The sequence below is a fragment of the Thermodesulfovibrio sp. TK110 genome, assembly GCF_054658355.1.
The window spans coordinates 418959-440485 of the sequence record NZ_BAAHNB010000001.1 but is presented as its reverse complement, the minus strand read 5'-3'; the positions used below and the strand labels follow the sequence as shown (position 1 = coordinate 440485).

At 35.9% G+C, this 21527-nt stretch carries 20 protein-coding genes; 13 read left to right on the top strand and 7 right to left on the bottom strand.

The window, feature by feature from the left end; translation table 11 throughout:
* Position 1 precedes the first annotated feature (1 nt).
* On the bottom strand, positions 2-1021 hold the full coding sequence (gene hemE / locus ACYQ3X_RS02380; protein ID WP_460180241.1) for a uroporphyrinogen decarboxylase: 1020 nt from the start codon (positions 1019-1021) through the stop codon (positions 2-4).
* A complete protein-coding gene (locus ACYQ3X_RS02375; RefSeq protein ID WP_460180240.1) occupies positions 1018-2076 on the bottom strand; it encodes a radical SAM protein in 1059 nt (352 codons plus the stop codon). The genes hemE and ACYQ3X_RS02375 overlap by 4 nt, the downstream gene beginning before the upstream one ends.
* A 22-nt stretch (positions 2077-2098) precedes the next feature.
* Here ACYQ3X_RS02375 and ACYQ3X_RS02370 point away from each other — a divergent pair, with 22 nt between their 5' ends.
* From ACYQ3X_RS02370 to ACYQ3X_RS02355, 4 genes are read left to right on the top strand one after another with little or no spacing between them, the layout of a single operon-like run.
* The gene (locus ACYQ3X_RS02370; protein ID WP_460180239.1) at positions 2099-3622 is read left to right on the top strand and encodes a sodium-dependent transporter; all 1524 of its coding nucleotides are present in this window, start codon (positions 2099-2101) and stop codon (positions 3620-3622) included.
* Positions 3619-4557 (top strand): biotin synthase BioB, encoded by a 939-nt coding sequence (gene bioB / locus ACYQ3X_RS02365; protein ID WP_460180238.1) that lies wholly within the window; start codon positions 3619-3621, stop codon positions 4555-4557. Before ACYQ3X_RS02370 ends, bioB begins: the two co-directional genes overlap by 4 nt.
* The gene (locus ACYQ3X_RS02360; RefSeq protein ID WP_460180237.1) at positions 4544-5281 is read left to right on the top strand and encodes a 6-carboxyhexanoate--CoA ligase; all 738 of its coding nucleotides are present in this window, start codon (positions 4544-4546) and stop codon (positions 5279-5281) included. Before bioB ends, ACYQ3X_RS02360 begins: the two co-directional genes overlap by 14 nt.
* Positions 5278-6159 carry a diacylglycerol/lipid kinase family protein gene (locus ACYQ3X_RS02355; RefSeq protein WP_460180236.1) on the top strand — a complete coding sequence of 294 codons (882 nt, stop codon included), beginning with the start codon at positions 5278-5280 and terminating at the stop codon, positions 6157-6159. Before ACYQ3X_RS02360 ends, ACYQ3X_RS02355 begins: the two co-directional genes overlap by 4 nt.
* Here the strand turns inward: ACYQ3X_RS02355 and ACYQ3X_RS02350 are convergent.
* From ACYQ3X_RS02350 to ACYQ3X_RS02330, 5 genes are read right to left on the bottom strand one after another with little or no spacing between them, the layout of a single operon-like run.
* Positions 6131-6907 (bottom strand): flagellar motor protein MotB, encoded by a 777-nt coding sequence (locus ACYQ3X_RS02350; protein WP_460180235.1) that lies wholly within the window; start codon positions 6905-6907, stop codon positions 6131-6133. The genes ACYQ3X_RS02355 and ACYQ3X_RS02350 overlap by 29 nt on opposite strands.
* A complete protein-coding gene (motA, locus tag ACYQ3X_RS02345; protein WP_460180234.1) occupies positions 6897-7763 on the bottom strand; it encodes a flagellar motor stator protein MotA in 867 nt (288 codons plus the stop codon). The genes ACYQ3X_RS02350 and motA overlap by 11 nt, the downstream gene beginning before the upstream one ends.
* On the bottom strand, positions 7763-8299 hold the full coding sequence (locus ACYQ3X_RS02340) for a PilZ domain-containing protein (RefSeq protein ID WP_460180233.1): 537 nt from the start codon (positions 8297-8299) through the stop codon (positions 7763-7765). Before ACYQ3X_RS02340 ends, motA begins: the two co-directional genes overlap by 1 nt.
* A gap of 5 nt (positions 8300-8304) precedes the next feature.
* Positions 8305-8943 (bottom strand): OmpA/MotB family protein, encoded by a 639-nt coding sequence (locus ACYQ3X_RS02335; protein ID WP_460180232.1) that lies wholly within the window; start codon positions 8941-8943, stop codon positions 8305-8307.
* Positions 8940-9701, bottom strand: coding sequence for a flagellar motor protein (locus tag ACYQ3X_RS02330; RefSeq protein ID WP_460180231.1), 762 nt, complete (start codon positions 9699-9701; stop codon positions 8940-8942). The genes ACYQ3X_RS02335 and ACYQ3X_RS02330 overlap by 4 nt, the downstream gene beginning before the upstream one ends.
* Before the next feature lie 61 nt (positions 9702-9762).
* On the opposite strand from ACYQ3X_RS02330, the gene miaA reads away from it, so the two are divergent.
* The 9 genes from miaA to ACYQ3X_RS02285 all read left to right on the top strand — a co-directional run bounded on the left by miaA (position 9763) and on the right by ACYQ3X_RS02285 (position 21523).
* Positions 9763-10701: a tRNA (adenosine(37)-N6)-dimethylallyltransferase MiaA gene (gene miaA, locus ACYQ3X_RS02325; RefSeq protein WP_460180230.1), complete on the top strand. Its 939-nt coding sequence runs from the start codon at positions 9763-9765 to the stop codon at positions 10699-10701.
* Positions 10702-10759: 58 nt separating this feature from the next.
* The gene (gene rpsP / locus ACYQ3X_RS02320; protein WP_460180229.1) at positions 10760-10996 is read left to right on the top strand and encodes a 30S ribosomal protein S16; all 237 of its coding nucleotides are present in this window, start codon (positions 10760-10762) and stop codon (positions 10994-10996) included.
* A gap of 52 nt (positions 10997-11048) precedes the next feature.
* Positions 11049-11279, top strand: a complete 231-nt coding sequence (locus ACYQ3X_RS02315; protein WP_028841925.1) for a KH domain-containing protein — start codon at positions 11049-11051, stop codon at positions 11277-11279.
* 93 nt (positions 11280-11372) lie between these two features.
* Entirely contained in the window at positions 11373-12140 is a 768-nt protein-coding gene (trmD, locus tag ACYQ3X_RS02310; RefSeq protein ID WP_460180228.1) for a tRNA (guanosine(37)-N1)-methyltransferase TrmD, read from the top strand.
* Positions 12121-12483, top strand: a complete 363-nt coding sequence (rplS, locus tag ACYQ3X_RS02305; protein ID WP_460180227.1) for a 50S ribosomal protein L19 — start codon at positions 12121-12123, stop codon at positions 12481-12483. The genes trmD and rplS overlap by 20 nt, the downstream gene beginning before the upstream one ends.
* Positions 12480-13085, top strand: a complete 606-nt coding sequence (locus ACYQ3X_RS02300) for a ribonuclease HII (RefSeq protein WP_460180226.1) — start codon at positions 12480-12482, stop codon at positions 13083-13085. Before rplS ends, ACYQ3X_RS02300 begins: the two co-directional genes overlap by 4 nt.
* A gap of 3 nt (positions 13086-13088) precedes the next feature.
* The gene (gene hypF, locus ACYQ3X_RS02295; protein WP_460180225.1) at positions 13089-15419 is read left to right on the top strand and encodes a carbamoyltransferase HypF; all 2331 of its coding nucleotides are present in this window, start codon (positions 13089-13091) and stop codon (positions 15417-15419) included.
* A gap of 18 nt (positions 15420-15437) precedes the next feature.
* Positions 15438-18752 carry a helicase-related protein gene (locus tag ACYQ3X_RS02290; protein ID WP_460180224.1) on the top strand — a complete coding sequence of 1105 codons (3315 nt, stop codon included), beginning with the start codon at positions 15438-15440 and terminating at the stop codon, positions 18750-18752.
* Between the two features lie 8 nt (positions 18753-18760).
* Positions 18761-21523, top strand: coding sequence for a DUF1156 domain-containing protein (locus ACYQ3X_RS02285; RefSeq protein ID WP_460180223.1), 2763 nt, complete (start codon positions 18761-18763; stop codon positions 21521-21523).
* Positions 21524-21527: the final 4 nt, after the last annotated feature.

The following is a 21527-nucleotide window of genomic DNA, read 5'->3' as shown; positions in this document are numbered from 1 at the left end:
TTTAAACCTCCTCAAAATGAAATTCATGAATAAAATCAACAACTTTTTTTAATATATCCACTTTAGTATTGATATGAACGCCATGACCAAGATTGAAAATATGAGATTTTGCATATCTGCCATCAATTAATATGGTTCTTACTCTTTTTAAGATTTCATCTTCTCTACCAAGTAGCACCATAGGGTCAAGATTTCCCTGAAAGGGTTTATAATCAAGATTCAAGCATGCTTCTTTAATATCAACTCTCCAGTCAAAACTAAAAACATCCACTTCTAAATCTTTAATACTATTTAAAAGACCTGAAGTATTTGAGCAGTAATAGATTACAGGAATAGTTGCAGAAAGTTTTTCTATAATTTTTTTCAAGTAGGGTTTGCAGAATACTGCATAATCATAGGGAGAAAGAATTCCAGCCCATGTATCAAAAATCTGCACTGCATGAACTCCTGCTTTTATCTGTTCAATAAGATACTGTGTGGTTGCCTCAGTAAGAATTTCCATGAGATTATGAAAACTTTCTGGCTCAGAGAAAATAAATCTTTTTGTATTAACAAAATCCTTTGAAGAACCACCCTCAACTAAATATGTTGCAAGAGTAAATGGTGAAGCAGAAAAGCCTATGAGTGGAACATCAAGTTCTTTTAATAAGATTTTAATTGTCTTAAAAACAAAATCTATAGCTGATAATTCTATGGGCATCAAATTTTTTAAGTCAGCCCCTGTTCTTAAAGGAGGCAAAACCTTTGGTCCTTGATCATTGACAAACTCTATTTTTAAACCCATTGCTTCAAGGGGAATCAAAATATCAGAAAACAAAATTGCTGCATCAACATTTAAAATTTTTACAGGTTGCAATGTCACTTCTGCAGCTATTTCAGGAGTTTTACACATTATAAGAAAATCGTATTTCTGCCTTATTTTTTGATACTCTGGCATATATCTGCCTGCCTGTCTCATAAACCATACAGGAGTATAAGGAGGTCTAATACCTTTACAGGCTTTTAGAAAAGCATCTCTCATATATATCTCCTTGGGATGTAATCACATTGAGGATCTTCATCCATATAGTCTTCTTTTAAACAATAGGCACGAGCTCTACATCCTCCGCATACATTTAAATATTCACAGACTCCACAGCGACCTTTATAAGCTCCAAAATCTCTCAAATCTTTAAAGAGTTTTGAATTCTCCCATATTTCCCGAAAACTCTGCTTTTTTAAATTACCACCTGAAAGAGGGAAATAACTACATGGCATTACATCTTCATCAACATTTATAAGACATATAAGCTGAGCTGCCACGCATCCTTTGGCTCCTCCAGTTGAAAACTTTAGAGTTCTTCTTTCAAACTTTTCACCTTCCTTTTTTGATCTCTCTAAAATTATTCTGTAATACTGTGGAGCACAGGTTGGTCTTACAAGCATATCCTTTTCATTTTTTTCCATCTCATAGTGCCAATGAAGTATCTTTTCATAATCCTCTTTATTTATAAGCTCGTTAAGCAAATCCTCAGCTCTTCCTGTTGGAACAATCATAAACATATACCAGGCAGTTGCTCCAAGCTGTTTTGCAAGATGATAGGTATCTTCAATAAAATTTTGATTTCTTTTTGTGAATGAAGAATTTATTAAAAAGGGGATTTCATATTTCTTAAAAAGCTGTGCAGCATTTATTGTTGCTTTAAATGCGCCTTTTTGCTGACGAAACTCATCATGCGTTTTCTCATCAGGACCATCAAGGCTAAGAGAAACCATCTTTATATCAACCTTTTTAATTTTTTTACAGATTTCATCATTAACCAGTGTCCCATTTGTAGCCATGCATATTCTTAAATTTTTACTACGCCCGTATTCTGCAATATCAAATATATCCTCTCTTAAAAGAGGCTCTCCTCCAGTGAGAACTATAACAGGTTGAGCATAGGAAGATATATCATCTATGATTCTAAAACATTCTTCCTTTGAGGGATCAGGATGTTCCTTGACTACTTCTTCTGAAGAAGAACGACAGTGAATACAGTGAAGATTGCATCTACGGGTTATTTCCCAGGCTATCCATCTTGGCTCAAACTTCATTTTTTATTATAATATATTTTCTATGCAGGAAAGAGTATCTTGGGGTTCAAGATTGGGTTTAATTCTTGCTGCAGCAGGCAATGCTGTTGGACTTGGAAACATTCTCAGGTTTCCTTCAAAGGCTGCTTTATATGGTGGTGGAGCCTTTATGGTTCCCTATTTCATTGCTTTGCTACTCATGGGATTTCCGTTAATGATCATTGAATGGATCATAGGAAGATATGCAGGCAGATATGGTCATGGCTCAATGACTGGAATTTTAGGTCTTTTTTTCAATCATGCAAGCTGGGCAAGAGTCCTTGGCTCAATAGGAGTCGCCATACCTTTACTTATCTGCATGTATTACATATACATTGAGTCCTGGACCTTAGGTTTTGCCTTTCTTTCTCTTTTTGGTCAGATGCCAATTCCTGTAATCAGTTCTGATGCTCATGAAGCAGTCAAACCCTATGTAGGTTTTTTTAAAGAATATACAAAACCTTCAACTATGGCTTATTTTTTCCTTGTTTTAACCATTGCAATTAACTGGTTTATTCTTCAAAAAGGAGTAAGAAAGGGAATAGAAATTACAGCAAAATTAGGGATGCCAGCAATAATTGTCTTTGGAGTTTTTCTTGGATTAATATGCATTTCAGCAAATGATTGGAAGGGGGTTGAAGGATTGAAATTCATATATAATCTAAATTTTTCAGGGATTAAAGATCCCACTGTCTGGATTGAAGCCTCTGGACAGATATTTTTTACACTTTCTTTGGGAATGGGAGCAATTGCAGTATATGCAAGTTATGCAAAAGCTAAAGAAGATGTTGTAAAAGCAGGCATTTGGACTGCCTCAATTAATGAATTTGTAGAAGTTGTGATAGGTGCATCAATTGCAATTCCAGCTGCTTTTGCAATGTTTTCCGCTGTTGCTATTCCTGAGCTTGCAAAGGAAGGAACATTCAGGCTTGGTTTTATGACAATGCCTGCTGTGTTTATGAGTTTTCCATATGGATGGCTTATTTCATTTATTTGGTTTTTGTTGCTTTTCCTCGCAGCTCTTACATCCTCCTTAGCATTAATCCAACCATTAATAGCTCTTTTTGAGGATGAAATGAAGTGGCAACATACAAAAGCAGTCACAGTATCAATGATTTTAGTAACAGTTGGAGCTCATTTTTCAGCTTTTATGCCTGATTTTATAGATGAGCTTGATTTCTGGGCAGGATGTTTTATGCTTCTTTTCTTTGGCTTAGTTGAAATAGTTGTCTTTATATGGATTTTTGGAATCAATAACTTCTATAAAGAGTTAACCCAGAATACCACACTAAGGTTGCCAAAATTATTTGTATATATTGTAGGTGTTGTCTCTCCGATTTTTATTTTTGCCATACTTTATTTCTGGGTAATTAAAGATTTCAATAATATATTTTTCACTGAGAAAACATCAAAGCTTGTAGCCAGGCTATTTATTATTTTGTTTCTCTTATTTTTAGCAGTTATTGCTGTAAAAAGTCGTAAAATTGTTATGAGAGATATAAGGTATATGAGAGTGATAAAAAAATGACAATCCAGTTTAACTCAAAAGAAGCAACATTGAATTTTTTAGAAAAAACAGATTTTTATGAATTAATTTTTATGGCAAACTCAGAACGAAAAAAACACAAAGAAAACAAAATAGAGCTATGTGCAATAGTGAATGCAAAAAGCGGAGCCTGTCCTGAAAACTGCTCCTTCTGCGCCCAATCTTTAAGATGGAGGACACATGCTCCCATTTATCCTTTAATGGATAAGTATGAAATTCTAAAAAAAGCCTTAGAAGCAAAAAACTATAAAGTTAAAAGATTCTCAATTGTAATAAGTGGAATAAAACCATCAAAGCAAGAAATGAAAAAAATTGCTGAGGCTATTGAAACAATTGCAAAAAATGGAATAAATACCTGCGCTTCCTTAGGACTTCTAAATTATGATGAAGTTTCCTATTTAAAAGATTATGGACTTCAGAGGCTTCACTGTAACATTGAAACTTCAGAAGAATTTTTCCCTAAGATATGCACAACCCATAGTTTCTCAGATAAAGTCCGCACACTTGAGGCAGCAAAAAAAGCCGGAGTTTCTGTATGTTCAGGTGGAGTTTTTGGAATGGGAGAGTTATGGAAAGATAGAGTTGAGATGGCTTATTTTTTAAAAGAATTTAATGTAGATTCTATTCCTGTTAATTTTCTTACTCCCATAAAAGGAACCCCTCTTGAGAGCCAGCCTGTTTTGTCTCCTATAGAGGCATTAAAGATTATTGCCATGTTTAGATTGATCTTGCCAGACAAAGACATAAGAATTTGTGGAGGTAGACCATTGCTTGGTGAGTTTGCATCATGGATTTTTATTTCTGGAGCAAATGCTTTAATGACTGGTGATTATTTAACAACTCATGGAAGAAGCTATGTTGATGATTTAAAATTCATAGAAAATCACGGTCTTGAGGTTGACTATGTGGTCCCTTAGAATGAGGGCTTGCAAGGTTGAGTTTGATAGAGAAATTCATATCTCTGGAGCAGAAGGGATTTACAAATTTGATGAAATGGAAAAATTTCTTAAAAAATTTTTTAAAAGAGCTATTGAACATCCAAATGGTTTTCCTGATAAAATTTTTTTCACACTGGAAAAAATAAAAGAGCAAATTCAGTTTATTAAAGCTCTTCCAATAAAAACTATATTCTGTGAGACTCCTGAAAAAGCTCAGGAAATTATTAAGGAATATTTAACCAAACTTGGAATCTCAGAAAAAGCAATCACTACTGGCTGGAATGTAATAAAGGGACCGAGAATGAGAGGAGCTTCATTAATTGATTATTTAACAGGAGACAGGATTGAACCTGACAGAGAAAGAGGGGTAAGAGTGTCAAGAATTCATATGGATAAAAAAAGAAGAATTCAGGTTTTAAGAAAAATTAAGAATTTTACATCTGAGCCTCAAAGAGTTATTGAAGCAGTAACAGTGGCATCAAAAGTAGCATTCTGTCCTGAAGTGGTTGCTGAAATTTGTGTGTCTGATAATATAGATTATACCACAGGATACATTGCATCAAAGGATTTTGGATATTTAAGAATAACAAACATAAAAAAACATGGCGAAACTATTGGTGGAAGAGCCTTCTTTGTTAAACTTCCTTTAAATATTGAGAAATTAATAAATTTTCTTGAAAAAACTCCTGTAATTGTCATATGAAATACAAAAAGGTGATTTTAATAGGGAATCCCATAGCAGGCGGAGGAGCAGTAAAAAAAATTAAAAAGGCAGAAAACATATTGAGAAATAAAGGAATTTCAGTTAAAACCTTACTTACTGAAAAGAAGGGTGATGCTCAATGGTTTGCTCAACAGATGAAAAACAGGGAAATACTTATTATTGCTGCAGGTGGAGATGGAACATATAATGAAGTGGTAAATGGAGTTGCTTTTTCTGAAACTCCGATGGCAATTCTTCCAATGGGAACAACCTCTGTTCTTGCAAAGGAGTTAAAAATTCCAGATAATATTGAAAAGGCAATTGACATAGCTCTTAAAGGAAATGTTCAAAGGATTCATCTTGGAAAAATAAAAAATCAGGAAAAACAGAGATTTTTCATTCTTATGGCAGGTATTGGTTTTGATGGAATGGCAGTATTTGCAGTAGACTCAGAAAAAAAGAAACATTTTAAGAAAATAGCCTATATTTTAAGTGGAATAAAAACTCTGATTAATTATGCACCACATGAACTCAAAATTTTTAATTCAGAAACCAAAGAAGCATACAGTGCTGTTGTATGTAAAGCTTCATGTTATGGAGGTTCTTTCAGGATTGCACCGGATGCAAGCTTAAAAAAGCCCTATTTTTATGTTTTCCTTTCAAAAACTCCTTCTAAATTTGAGCTAAGCCTTCAAATCTTGGGAGTAATTATTGGTAAGCACATTAAGATGATGAATACTGATTATTTTAAAACTGATGCCTTAAAAATCACTGGAGATGCTCATGTTCAAATAGATGGTGATTATTTTGGAAAAACTCCTGTTGAAATTGAACTCATGAGGGATGCCCTTAACCTTGTTTTTCCTGAATATAATTAGTTTGCGAAGGTGTTTGCCCTTTTTCAAACATCAAAATAATACTTATTCTACGATTTCTCGGATCCTTTGGCTCATCCTTTATGAGAGGCATTGTATCAGCATAACCAACAACCCTTGCAATTTTTTCAGGTGCAACTCCATTTTTTTCAAGCTCTCTTCTTGCTGAGGAAGCTCTTGCAGTGGAAAGCTCCCAGTTTGTGGTTTTACCTCCTCTGAAAGGAACAGCATCTGTATGCCCTTCCACTGCAATTTTTGCTGGCTCATCTTTTATATTGTCTGCAACTACCTTTAAAATTTCCCGAGCCTTTTCAGTTGGCTCTGAAGATGAAAGAGGAAACATTGGCTCACCTTCAAGGTCAACAATCTGTATTCTTACTCCTCCTTCAACTGTATCTATCATAATATGATCTTTAAGCTCTTTAAGTTTTTCCTCAATTGCCTTTTTCATCTGCTCTTTAAATCTTTCTGCAGGATTTTCTGCTTGTGTTACCTTTATTTCTTCATGAATTGCTGAGGTCTGTTGCATAAAGGACTGACCTGATTGAAAAAGATTAAAATTGGTAAAGTAATCGGCAATTGCAGCTCTTTTTGCAGGTTCAAGCATTGAGATAAGCCATAAAAGTAGAAAAAAAGCCATCATGGCTGTTGTAAAATCAGCATAGGCTACCTTCCAGCTTCCGCCATGATGAGCTTCATGTCCTTTTTTAATTTTCTTAACTATTACTGTTGTTTTAGATTTATCTGCCACTCTTTGATGCTCTTATTTCTTCTTCTAATTCATGGAAAGTAGGTCTTACATGAGGAGGAATGTTTCTACGGGCAAACTCAACAGCAATCTGAGGAGCTGCTCCGCTTACAAATGCTACTAATGCGGATTTTATTACCTGTAAGTATTCTCTCTCATGATTTACGCTTGCTTCAAGCCTTCTTGCTAAAGGACCAACAAATCCATAACACATAAGAACTCCCATAAATGTTCCAACTAAAGCTGCTCCGACAGAATGTCCTATAACTTCAGGAGGTTCTTTCATTTTACCCATTGTTAAAACAACTCCTAAGACTGCTGCAACGATTCCAAGACCTGGAAGGCTATCAGCAATATTAAGAAGATTTCTTACAGGAGCTGATTCTGTTTCATGTAATGTTTCAATTTCACTGTCAAGAATACTTTCAAGCTCATATGGAGAAACTGTGGTTGTCATCACAGTTCTTAGAGTATCTGTAAGAAGTGCCATTGCATGATGATTTTTCATAAATTTAGGATATTTAGAAAGAATAGCACTGTTTTCAGGTTCTTCAACATCCTGTTCAATTGAGATAAGTCCCTCTTTTCTGATTTTTGTAAAAAGTTCACTTAAAAGTAGCAGTGTATCCATGTAATCTCTTTTTGAATAACCCTTGCCACCTGTGATTGTGCTGATTGTGCCTTTTATAACTCCCTTTAAAACATGCATAGGAGAAGCTATTACAAGTGCACCTATAGCAGCACCGAATATTATAAGAACCTCTGCAGGCTGAAAAAGAACTGAGAGATTCCCTTTTTCAAGAAGATAACCACTAACTATGCTACCAAGGACAACTAATCCACCGATTACGACAAGCATCAGATCTCCCTCTTTTGTCTTAGTAGCTGTCTTTGACGATGGAAAACAAATCTTACAATGTGATCCCTGATATCCTCCTCTATATTGATAAATTTTACAGCCACTCTGTAAGCATTATTTACCAATTCACATTTGACCACTTCTCCATAAAGAAATAATGCCACAGGTGAAGGTGACTCAAGAACCATTTTTAATTCAAGGATATCACCTTTGTTATAAGATACATCAGAGTCAAAACTCATTCCACCTCCACTTATGTTTACCCCAGTTAGTGGTAGCGATGAAAAACCTTCTTCCTTAAAACTCAATAGATTAATTAGATAATCAAGCTTTGCATTGATAATTTTTATCCATTGAGCAAGTGCCTTATCCGATGGTTCATCAAAAGGAGTATGGGTGAAACTTACTTCTCCAGAGATTCTTGCCTTTACCCTCTTTGTTTCTTCAGGACAAATCACTCTCACTCCAAGAGGTATAACAGCATCTACTCTTGAAAACTCTCTCATTCTCTGATATGTTTCTTCCATATTTACCATTATACTTACCTAAGTATGATAAGTTCAACCCTTCTGTTTTTTGATCTACCCTCTTCAGTATCATTAGAAGCTACAGGTCTGTATTCACCATAACCTGCAATTATAAATCTATCTGGATTGAGTCCTTTTTGAAGTAAAAAATGTAGCACCGATGAGGCTCTTGCAGCAGACAGTTCCCAGTTTGATTTATAGATAGAAGAGCTTATTGGAACATTGTCAGTATGTCCTTCTATTGCGACTTTCCCAGGAATTTCCTTTAATTTTTCAGCAATTCTTGTGAGCGCATCATAAGCTTCAGGTTTCAGTTCGGCAGAACCTGAGCTGAATAAAAGAGCATCTGGAAAAGTTATTACAACGCCTCTGGCATCTGATTTTATGTTTATTCCAGAAATATCATTTAAAAGTTTTCTAAGGTCTTCAATAATTGCCTTATTACGGTCTTCTTCAAAGGAGATAGGTTCATCAATAACTTTGAACACCTTTCTTAAAGAGGTTGTCATTTTTTCAGCTTTTGTGATATCTACTGTAGACAGAGCATATAGAGCCACAAAAAAAGTAAATAAAAGAGTTAAAAAATCAGAGTATGATATAAGCCAGCGATGAATATTCTCCTCTTCATTGTTATTTTTCTTTTTCTGTCTCATATTCTTTCCTTCTGACGCTCTCTAACAAAGGATTCAAGTTTTGTTCTTAAGAAGTAGGGATTCATTCCAGCTTCTATTCCAAGAATACCTTCAACCATGAGTTCCATAAGAAGAATTTCATCTTCCAGCTTGTTAACTATTCTTTTTGCAATGGGAATAAATATAAGATTTGCAGAACCAACTCCATAAATAGTTGCCACAAAAGCTGTTGCAATACCTATACCAATTTTTGATGGATCCGCAACATTTTTTAAAACATGAATGAGTCCTAAAATAGCTCCAATAATTCCTATTGTAGGAGCAAATCCACCTGCAGAATCATAAACCCTGGCAGCTCTTCTTATAATTTCCTCATAAGCATAAATCTCTTGCTGAAGTGATTCTTTAATAATATTCGGAGAAACTCCATCAATTACATAGGTAATTCCTCTTTTTAAAAATGAGTCATCAATTCTATCAAGTTCTTCCTGTAAAGCCAAAAGCCCTCTTTTTCTGGCTATAACCAGAAGATCAAGAATAGTTTCTATGGCTTCATCAAAATTAACACTTCTGCTAAAAAATATAAATTTTAAACTAATAAAGGCTGTAATTATATCTTTCAATGGAAAGCTTAAGATAGTAGCTCCTAAAGTTCCACCAAATACAATAATAGCTGCTGCTGCCTGAACAAGGTGTGCTGTTGTGCCACCTTCGGCAATGTTACCAGCAATAATAGCACCAACACCTATGATTAAACCAAGTAATGCTACTAAATCCATTTTTTAATTATAAAGAGATTAATAAAATTTATCAATGGCTTTTTAAAGTATAATAAATTTAATGAAAGGAAAAATTATAATTCTTTTAGGACCCACAGGAGTAGGAAAAACAGAAGCTTCAATCAAGCTTGCCAGGCTCTTAAATGCTGAGATAATAAGCTCTGATTCAATGCAAATCTATAAGTACATGGATATTGGTACAGCAAAGCCTACATTAGAACAAAGAAAAGAAGTAATTCATCACATGATTGATATTGTTAATCCATGGGAGTATTTCAGCACAGGAGCATATATTGAAAAAGTGAAAGAGATTATAGAAGAAATTTTTCAGAGAAATAAAACTCCATTGATTGTTGGTGGAACAGGGCTTTATCTCAGAGCAATGACAGAGGGAATCTTTGAAGGTCCTGAAGCTGACTGGAATTTAAGAAAACAACTCCTGAAAGAAGAAAAAACTCAACCGGGCAAACTTTATGGACTTCTCAAAGAAATTGATCCAGATTATGCAAAAAAAATTAATCCCGCTGATTTAAGAAGAACAGTTAGAGCACTGGAAGTGTTTTTTAAAGAGCAAAAAAATATAACAGAGTTTCAGATAAAATTTACAAAACCTCTACCATACGATTTTATAAAAATTGGGCTTACAAGAGACAGAAAAGAACTATATAAAATGATTGAGGAAAGAGTTGATAAAATGATTGAAAAAGGGTTAATTGAAGAAGTAAGAAATGTTTTAAACTTAATAAAGAAAAACGCAACTGGAGACTCCCCATTACCAGCACTACAGGCAATAGGTTACAAGGAGATAGCAGGCTGTCTTGCTGATTTGTACAGCCTGCAGGAAGCAGTTAGTCTCATAAAAAAAAGAACAAAAATGTATGCAAAAAGGCAGTTTACATGGTTTAAAAAAGAAAAAGATATAAAATGGTTTGATATAACTGAACTTCATAATGCTCAAATGATTGCAGAAAGAATTTTTCAGTTTTTAAAAAATAGTTGAATTTAATGGCTATAATGTAATATATTTATAGTTAAAGAAATTAATCGGAGGGATTCAATTGGTTAGAATAAGACTGATGAGGTTGGGAGCAAAGAAAAAACCATTTTACAGAATTGTTGTAGCTGATGCAAGAGCCAGAAGAAATGGACCTTTTATTGAAATTATAGGTACCTATAATCCTAAGACAGACCCTGCAGAGATCAATCTTAACATGGACAGGGTTAAATACTGGCTTGAAAAAGGCGCACAGCCTTCGGATACTGTTAAAAAGTTAATTGAACGGGTTTCTGCTTAACATACCCATTGGGGTATTTTACTACTCTTTTGACGGAGGTTAGAACATGAGCATGAAGACACTCATTGAGACAATGGCAAAGTCACTGGTGGACAAACCAGAGGAGGTTAAGGTTACTGAGATTGAGGGTGAGAAAACCACTGTTTATGAGCTCAGAGTTGCTCCAAGTGATCTTGGAAAGGTTATTGGAAAGCAGGGTAAAACTGCAAGGGCTATGAGGACCATTCTTGGTGCTGCTGGAACAAAAGTTGGCAAAAGATGTGTCCTTGAAATCTTAGAATAGTCCATTAAAAGAATTAAATAAAGGGCGTGAAATCCACGCCCTTTTCTTTTGATTTTAAAAGAAGAAGCGAAAGATATCGCTCATTTTAATTTTATGAAATTTGAAGTTTTAACAATATTTCCTGAAATAGTTGAATGCTACATAAAGCATGGTATTGTTGGAAAAGCATTGAATAAAGGGCTTGCAGAAGTGAAGATATATAATTTACGAGACTTTACAACTGATAAACATAAAAAAGTGGATGACTATCCCTATGGTGGCGGAGCTGGAATGGTTATGCAGATTGAACCTTTTTACAATGCCATAATGTATATAAAGGCTGATGGAAAGCCAAAAAAACTGATTCTGCTTTCTCCACAAGGAAAAACATTTACGCAGAAGGTTGCCAAGGAGTTTATAGAAAAAAATAAGGGATTGGTTTTAATATGTGGTAGATATGAAGGCATTGATGAAAGGGTTAAGTCTCTTGTGGATGAAGAGATTTCAGTGGGTGATTATGTTTTAAGTGGTGGAGAACTGGCAGCATTGGTTATAATAGATAGTGTTGTAAGACTAATACCAGGTGCATTGGGAGATGAGCTTTCCGCAGAGGAGGATTCCTTTATGAAAGGATTTTTAGACTATCCTCACTACACAAGACCAGAGGATTTTAAAGGAATGAAAGTTCCTGAGGTTTTATTAAGTGGTGACCATAAAAAAATAGCCCTGTGGAGAAAAAGACAAGCCTTGAAAAATACACTGAAAAACAGACCTGATTTACTAAAAAATTTATCCACAGAGGATATGAAAATTCTCAAAGAGCTTTGCTCTGAAATAAATAAAAAAATTCTGGAGGGAGTCCATGAACCAGTTAATAATTAGAGCCATAGAGGAGAGATTTAAAAAAAGTGATATTCCTGATTTCAAACCAGGAGATACTGTGAAGGTTCATGTAAAGGTAAAAGAGGGAGACAAAGAAAGAATTCAGGTTTTTGAAGGCGTTGTTATTGCCCGTAGAGGCGGAGGATTAAGAGAAACCTTTACAGTAAGAAAAATCTCCTTTGGAGTTGGCGTTGAGCGTGTATTTCCACTTCATAGCCCCATAATTGAAAAAATTGAAGTGGTAAGAAAAGGACTGATTAGAAGGGCTAAACTTTATTACCTGAGAACAAAGAAAGGTAAAGAGGCAAAGGTTAAAGAAAAGACAGACTATAAAAAGGCATGAACCTCTTTGCCTTTGATGAGGCATTTTTTGCTCAGGGATACACGAGCATTGCAGGTATAGATGAAGCTGGAAGAGGATGTCTTGCAGGTCCTGTTGTTGCAGCCTGTGTGAGCTTTAAAGATAATGTTTTTATTGAAGGCATAAGAGATTCAAAAGAATTAACCTCTGAGCAAAGAGAAAGCCTTTTTGAGAGAATAATCAGCAATTCTTTTGTGGGAATTGGAATTATTGATGTAGATCTGATTGACAGAATAAACATACTTGAAGCCACACGCCTTGCAATGATCCGTGCCTATGAAAATCTTGGCAGAACTGTGGATCTTTTACTGATAGATGCTGTCTTCTTGCCAGATTTAAAAATTCCGCAAAAAGCAATAACAAAAGGAGACCAGAAGAGTGCCTCAATTGCCTCTGCAAGTATTGTAGCCAAAGTAACAAGAGACAGAATAATGAAAGAGTATCATGAAAAATACTGCCAGTATGGTTTTGACAGACACAAAGGATATGCTACAAAGGAACATCTCAGTGCTTTAAAAAAATTCGGACCCTGTCCCATTCACAGAAAAAGCTTTTCTCCAGTAAGAGAATTAATGTTATTCTAATACATGAAACGCATCCATATAAAGGTTAAAGGAGTTGTTCAGGGAGTGGGTTTCAGACCCTTTGTCTATAATCTTGCAAAAAGCCTGAATTTAAATGGATATGTTACAAATACATCAAAAGGAGTAACAATTGAGATTGAAGGTGAAAATGTTGAGGAGTTTCTGAACAGGCTACAGAATGAACCTCCTCCACTTGCAAAGATTTACTCAATAGATACCGAGGAGCTTCCACCCAATAACTATCAAAACTTTGAGATAATTGAAAGCATAGATGATACAGGATTTACCCATATATCAGAGGATGTATCCATATGTGATGAATGTTTAAGAGAGCTTTTTACTCCATCAGACAGAAGGTATCTCTATCCCTTCATTAACTGCACAAACTGTGGTCCCCGTTATACAATTACATTAAAAATTCCCTATGACAGACCAAATACAACAATGTCTGTTTTTAAAATGTGTGATGATTGCCTTAAAGAATACAAAGACCCATCAAATAGAAGATTTCATGCTCAACCAAATGCATGTCCAGTATGTGGTCCTGAGATTAGGCTTTTTTTAAAGACTGATACAGAATTAAAAGAGCTTGAAAATCCAGTTTTAGAGGCTATAAAGCTTATAAAACAGGGAAAAATCCTTGCAATAAGAGGGCTTGGAGGCTTTCATCTATGCTGTGATGCAAAGAATGAAAAGACTATAGAGGAATTACGAAGAAGGAAGAAAAGAAGCAACAAGCCCTTTGCTTTAATGAGTCCAAATATTGAGTCAGTGGAAAAATTTTGCTTTCTTTCAGAGACTGAAAAAAGAATTTTGACCTCAACCATGCGACCCATTGTTCTTTTAAGGAAAAAGCCTGAATGTGAGCTTCCTGAAGCTCTTGCTCCAAAAAATTCATGCCTTGGCTTTATGCTTCCCTATACACCCCTTCATTATCTGTTGTTTTATTATCCCCTTGAAGGAGTTTTTGGGATATTCCCTAAGCCTCACTTTGACGCAGTTGTAATGACAAGCGGAAATATCTCTGAAGAGCCAATCATAACAAAAAACGAAGAAGCACTGCAAAAGCTTGGCAGTGTGGCAGATGCTTTTTTATTGCACAACAGAGAAATCTTTATGCGCGTTGATGACTCTGTTGTAAGAGAGCTTAAAGGTAAAATTTACTTTATTAGAAGGGCAAGGGGATTTGTTCCTAAGGCATTATCTCTAAAGGAAGAACTTCCCGAAGTTCTCGGCGCAGGTGCTGACCTGAAAAATAGTTTCACACTTATAAAGTCAAACTATGCAATAATGAGCCAGCACATAGGAGACATGGAAAATCTTGAAACCCTTGATTTTTATGAGGAAGTTTTAAACAATCTAAAATCAGTATATCGCATTGAGCCTGTAGCTGTGGGACATGACCTTCATCCCATGTATTTTTCCACTCAATGGGCAAAAGAATACGCAGAAAAAAAGAATGTTCCAGCCTTTGCTCTTCAGCATCATTACTGTCATATTGCCTCACTGATGGCAGAATATGGATTGGATGAACTTTTTGGAATTGCCTTTGATGGAACAGGCTATGGCACAGATGGAAGCATCTGGGGAAGTGAGTTCCTATACTGCACTGTTAATGATTTCAAAAGACTTGCCCATCTAAAGCCAATAAGTTTGCCAGGAGGTGAAAATGCTATAAAGGAATGCTCAAGAATAGCTCTTTCTCTGATTGATGATGCTTTTGGAGAAGATATGGATTTAATAAAAAAGCTTCCTCTTTCAAGAACTATGGAAGAAAACAAAATCAACCAAATACTGAGACTGAAAAAAATACCTCAGTTTAGCCCTCCTTCCTCGGGAATGGGAAGGTTTTTTGACGGAGTTTCTTCCCTTCTTGGAGTTTGCCATTACAATACCTTTGAAGCAGAGGCAGCAATTGCCCTTGAAAGCTTGATAGATAGAGGCATGGAGTTTTCTGAAAAAGCATGCTACGATTTTGAGATATCTAAAAAAGATACTGAAGCTGTAGTAGTTGATTACACTTACATGATAAAACAGGTTATTGATGACTTTCTTGGAGGCAGAGCAGTTTCAGAAATCTCATGGAAGTTCCACAACACCATAATCAAAATAATCATTGAGCTCACCCAATATTTCAGAGAAAAATCAGGCTTTAAAAGAGCTGGTTTAAGCGGAGGAGTCTTTCAGAATGCCTATTTAATAAGGGAAACCATAAAAGCTATGCAAAAAATAGGTATAGAACCCCTCTATCACATAAATGTTCCCAGCAATGATGCCTGCATATCCCTCGGACAGGCTTACATAGTGGGTAATAGATTGAAAAAATCTATATAATCTGATAACATTTTCATAATGTTAAAGGAAGGCTCAATAATTGAAGCACCCTTCTGGAATGAGCCTGTTGAAGTAAAAAAAGTTGAAGAAAGAAGCATTGGCATACATATAATAGGCTCAAAGCTTTATTCTCGCTCTCATGTGGATGACATAATTCCCCATAGTGAGCTAAATAAGATAAAATACAAAGAGTTTTCCCTTACCTTTTCAGGTAATGCTGAAGAAGTGTTTCTTGCTGCTGAGTGTTTGCGTTTCTGCTATGCTTCCCTTTTTGATCCCTTTCTGGCGATGAATATTTCAAAAATTGATCCCCTTCCCTTTCAGATAGATGCTGTCTATGGATATGTGCTTAAGCTACCGAAAATAAGATTTATGATTGCCGATGATCCTGGAGCAGGCAAAACAATTATGGCAGGACTTATTATTAAAGAACTTAAACTCAGAGGAATACTAAATCGTATTTTAATTGTAGTGCCCGGACAGCTTAAAGATCAGTGGATGCGAGAACTCAAGGAAAGATTTCAGGAGTCTTTTACAGTTGTAACACGGCAGATAATGGATGCTCACTATGGTGAAAATATCTGGGAAAGGTATAATCAGATTATTACATCAATTGATTTTGCAAAGAGAGATGAAATTTTGCAGACCTTAAGCAGTGTTCACTGGGATATAGTAATCGTGGATGAAGCCCATAAAATGGCTGCCTACAGCTATGGAAGCAGTGTTTCAAAGACAGACAGATATAAACTTGGCGAGATACTATCAAAAAATACAAGGCATTTTCTATTTCTCACTGCCACGCCTCACAAAGGAAACCCTGAAAACTACCGTCTTTTACTTGACCTTTTAGAACCAGGATTTTTTGCTACTTCCCAGATGGTTCAGGAATCAATAGAAAAAATGGAAAATCCTCTCTTCATAAGAAGACTGAAGGAAGATCTTAAAGACTTTGAAGGAAAACCACTATTTACAAATCGTTATGCAAAAACAGTTAAATTCAGACTTTCTGATAAAGAAAAGCTTCTTTACAATAAAGTCTCTGAATATGTTTTATCCCAGTACAACAAAGCAATACAATCACTTAAGAAAAGAAATGTTGTCTTTGCTCTTCTTATTTTACAGCGAAGGCTTGCTTCAAGCATATATGCCCTTTATCGTTCTCTAACGAGAAGAAAACAAAGGCTTGAGGAGCTTCTAAAAGAACCTGAAGTCAGGCCAGAATTAGCTTTTCTAAACATGGAAAAATACGAGGACTATGAAGACTATGAAGAATCGGAAAGATGGCAGGAAGAAAATAAATGGGAAACACTGAGCATTGCAGCAAACAAAGAAGAACTAAAAAGAGAGATTAAAACCTTAGAGGAACTCAAAAATCTCTCAGAGGAACTTATAAGGAATGAAGAGGAAGTTAAACTCAAAGAACTAAAGAAAGCAATAGAGGAAGGATTCAGAAAAATTGAGGAGATAAAGGGAAATAAAAAAATTCTCATCTTTACTGAATCCAAAGACACAATGGAATATCTTTATGAAAAGATAAACTCGTGGGGTTACTCAGTAAACTACATTCATGGTGGCATGAAGATTGATGAGAGAATTGAAGCTGAAAAGATATTTAAAAATCAAACTGAAGTTATGGTAGCCACTGAAGCAGCTGGGGAGGGAATTAATCTTCAGTTCTGTCACATTATGATTAACTATGACATTCCCTGGAATCCGAACAGGCTTGAGCAGAGAATGGGAAGAATTCATAGATATGGACAGCAAAGGGATGTCTTCATGTTCAATCTTGTGGCTGAAGATACTCGTGAAGGAGAGGTCTTTTCAAAAATTTTTGATAAACTTGAGGAAATAAAAAATGCTCTTGGTACAGACAAAGTATTTGACATAATCGGCGATGTATTTTATGGAAAAAATCTTTATCAACTCATTATTGATGCTATAACTCAAGCAAAAACAATTGATGAAATAATAAGCGATATTGACATACAGATTAATGAAGAATACATAAGAAAAATAAAAACAATGCTTGGTGAAAGCCTTGCCACCAGACAGATTGACTACACAAGAATCAAAGAAATGGCAGAAAAAGCAAAGGAATTAAGGCTCATACCTGAGTATGTGGAGGAGTATTTTAAAAAAGTCTTTGAGAACGCTGGTGGTAGGTATAGAGTTAGAAAAGATGGATTTTTAGGCATAGAATTCATTCCTTATGAGCTCAAGCAGATTGCCGATGATGTAAATTTTAAAAACCGATATGGCATTATGCTCAGTTCCTATCCAAAAATAACCTTTGATAAAGATTTAGCATTTAAAAACCCTGAAGTTGAGTTCGTATCCTTTGGACATCCGCTGCTTGAGGCATTGCTTGAATGGGTCAAGAACAAGTATATTGTCAGTCTTCATCAGGGAGCTGTCTTTGAAGACCCTGAGGCAAGGCTCAATGGCTTCGTATATTTCTATGAAGGAGAGATAAAGGATGGTAATGGTGATATAGCAGGTAAAAAGTTGATAGCCCTTTATGATGATGGAAAGCAAATAAAAGAGCTTAATCCGTCCATTATATGGGACCTTGTGCCTTCAGAAAAGACTGATGAATTAGAGATTGGAAACAGGGAGAAAACTCAATTTGAGGATTTTGCCTACTCTTCACTTAAAGCTTACAAAGAAGAAATACTTAAAGAAAGGCAGAGACAGGCAGAGATAAAGGAGAAATACGGAGTTTCGTCTTTAGAACATCTCATAAAGGAGCTTGATTTTGACCTTGTGGAGCTTTATGAAAGGCAGGACAGGGGTGAAAAAGTTGATGTTGCTATAAGAAACAAGGAAGAAAGAAAAAGACACTATGAGCATGCATTAAAAAATCTCTATAAAACAATTGAACAAGAGACTCATCTGATTGTCTCTATGCCAAAATTTATTGGTGCCATATACATAAAGCCAGCAAAAGCAGAGATGGTCTCTGAAGAAGAGATTGAAGAGATTGGAATGCAGATAGCCATGGAGTATGAAATATCTCAGGGAAGAATACCTCAGGATGTATCAAAGGAAAATTTTGGCTTTGATATTCGTTCAAAGGGAAAGGATGAAACAAGATATATTGAAGTAAAAGCAAGGGCTGACACAGGAGATGTGGCACTCACGCCAAATGAGTGGTTCAAAGCAAAAAGGTTTAAAGAGCAGTACTGGCTCTATGTAGTTGAAAATGCTGCCACCAATCCAACCCTTTATTTAATTCAGAATCCTGCAGAAAGTTTACAGATAAATGAGAAGATTGAGATTGTAAGATTTATAATAAAAAAAGAGCAATGGAAAAACAAGGGGGTAAAACCATAAGAGAAAAGATGAAAAAGGCATTTATAGAAGAAAGCTTTCCGATAAAAGAAGTAAGCGAAGAATCAGCAAGGGAGAAAAACATCAGGCACGGGCATATATCAACTCTTCATATATGGTGGGCAAGAAGACCTCTGGCATCATCAAGAACAACAAGTTATGCCGCTCTAATACCTGCACCTAAGAATACGGAAGAGCGGAACAAAACAAGAGATTTTATAATAAACCTTGCAAAATGGGAAAATAGTTTAAATTCCAACTTTATCAAAAAGGCAAGAGAAGATATTCTTAAAGAAAGTGGTGGTAAACCACCAAGGGTGCTTGATCCATTTTCTGGCGGTGGTTCTATTCCCTTAGAGGCTTTGCGCTTGGGCTGTGAAGTTCATGCTCTTGAATACAATCCAGTGGCAACTCTAATCCTAAAGTGCACCCTTGAATATCCACAAAAATACGGAAAGAAAATTAAGAAAAAGGTTGAAGAGGGAAGTTTAGGAATATCTTCAGAGATAGAGGTAAATCCACTTCTTGAAGATGTGAAAAAATGGGGCAATTGGGTTCTTGAATCCGCAAAAAAAGAAATTGGAAGATTTTATCCAGAGGATAATGATGGTTCTATTCCTGTTGGCTATATATGGGCAAGGACAGTACCATGCCAGAACCCAACATGCAATGCTGAAATTCCTTTGATGCGTCAATTCTGGCTTGCAAAGAAAGAGAATAAAAAAGTTTCCTTATACCCTTATGTGGAAGGTAAAGAGGTAAAGTTTAAGATAGTAGGTGATGGTTATGAGAAAATGCCATCTGGCTTTGACCCTGAAAAAGGAACGGTATCAAGGGCAATTGCAAGATGTTTAGTTTGTGGTTCAACAGTGGATGATAATACAGTAAGAAAGCTATTTCAGCAAGGAAAGACAGAACAGAGAATGGTTGCTGTTGTACTACATCATCCAAATAGGGGCACCCCAAAAACTCTACGAGTTTTTGGGGACCCGCAGAGGCAGGGGAAGACATACAGATTGGCAACAGAGAATGACATGGAAGTTTTTAAAGAGGCGGAAAAATACCTCGAAGAAAAAAGGCAAAAACTTATGGAAGAATGGGGAATTGACCCTGTGCCTGATGAACCATTGGTAAGAGTTCCGGTGACCTTTGGAGTTATTAATGTTTGGGTTTATGGGATGAATACATGGGGCGACCTTTTCAACTCCCGGCAGAAGCTTGCTTTGATTACTTTTACTGAGAAAGTGAGACAATCTTACAAAAAAATGATTGAAGAAGGATATGATGAGGAGTATGCGAAGGCGATGGTGAGTTATTTGGCTATAAGCATAGATAACATCGCAGAGAAAAATAACTCTATCAGTAGATGGGCTAATACTAAAGAAACTATTGCGGGTTCTTTCAGTCGTCAAGCATTACCAATGATATGGGATTATTTTGAATCTAACCCATTTTGTGGCTCCACAGGTGATTGGTTAAACTCATTAGAATATAACTTGAGCGTAGTAAAGCATTGTAGTTTGCCCAGCTATATCCCCGCCACCGTTACCCAAGGCTCTGCCACCTCCCTTCCCTATCCTGATAACCACTTTGATGCGGTTTTTACAGATCCGCCTTATTATGACAATGTGCCTTACTCTTACCTTTCTGATTTCTTTTATGTCTGGCTCAAAAGAGCTATCGGTGATTTATATCCAGATTTATTTACTACACCGCTTACCCCTAAGAAAAATGAAATAGTTGCCTATTCTCATGGCGAAGGTGGTTTTGAGGCAGGTAAAAGATGTTTTGAAGAAAACCTGAAGAAATCCTTTAAGGAGATAAATAGAGTTTTAAAGCCTGAGGCAAAAGCCGTAATTGTCTATGCCCATAAATCTACAGAAGGCTGGGAAACTCTGATAAACTCTCTTTTAGATTCAGGTTTGGTAATAACAGCTTCCTGGCCTATTAATACAGAGATGCAAGCTCGCTTAAGGGCAAATAAATCCGCTGTACTTGCATCATCCATATACATTGTAGCACTTAAGATTGAAAGAATTTCCACAGGCTGGTTTAATGATGTAAAAGAGGAGATAAAAAAACATCTCACAGAAAAACTTGAACGCCTATGGGCAGAAGGAATATCTGGAGCGGACTTTTTTATTGCAGGAATTGGTTCAGCCATTGAATTATTCGGCAAATATGAAAAAGTTATGGATTATGAAGGAAACATAATCAGGGCTAACAAACTCCTTGAATTTGTTAGAGAGATGGTTACAGACTATGCTGTCCGTCAGATACTCCATAATGGTGTAGCTGGTGAGATTTCTGCACTGACAAGGTTTTATATCCTCTACAGATGGACATTTAAAGAATCAAAGGTGGTTTTTGATGAGGCAAGAAAGCTTGCCCAGTCTGTAGGTGTTGATCTTGAGAAGTTCTGGAATAAAGGTTTTATAAAAAAGGAAAAAGAGTTTATAAAGGTTTTAGGACCGCATGAACGAGCTCTGGAGGATTTAAATTTAAAAGTTCAAACTCAGGCTGCTGAACTGATTGATGTGCTTCATCAGAGTTTAATTTTCTGGGAAAGGGGCAAAAGGGATGAAATTATAAAACTCCTCAATGCCTCTGGATATGGAGAGAAAGATATTTTATTCAGAGTAGCACAGGCAGTTTCAGAGTGTCTGCCGAATGATAGCAAAGAGAAAAAACTTCTTGATGGATTTTTAACTGGCAAGGAAAGACTAATAGATGAGCTTAAAACTAAAAAACCTCAACAGCAGAGATTAATTTAAAGGA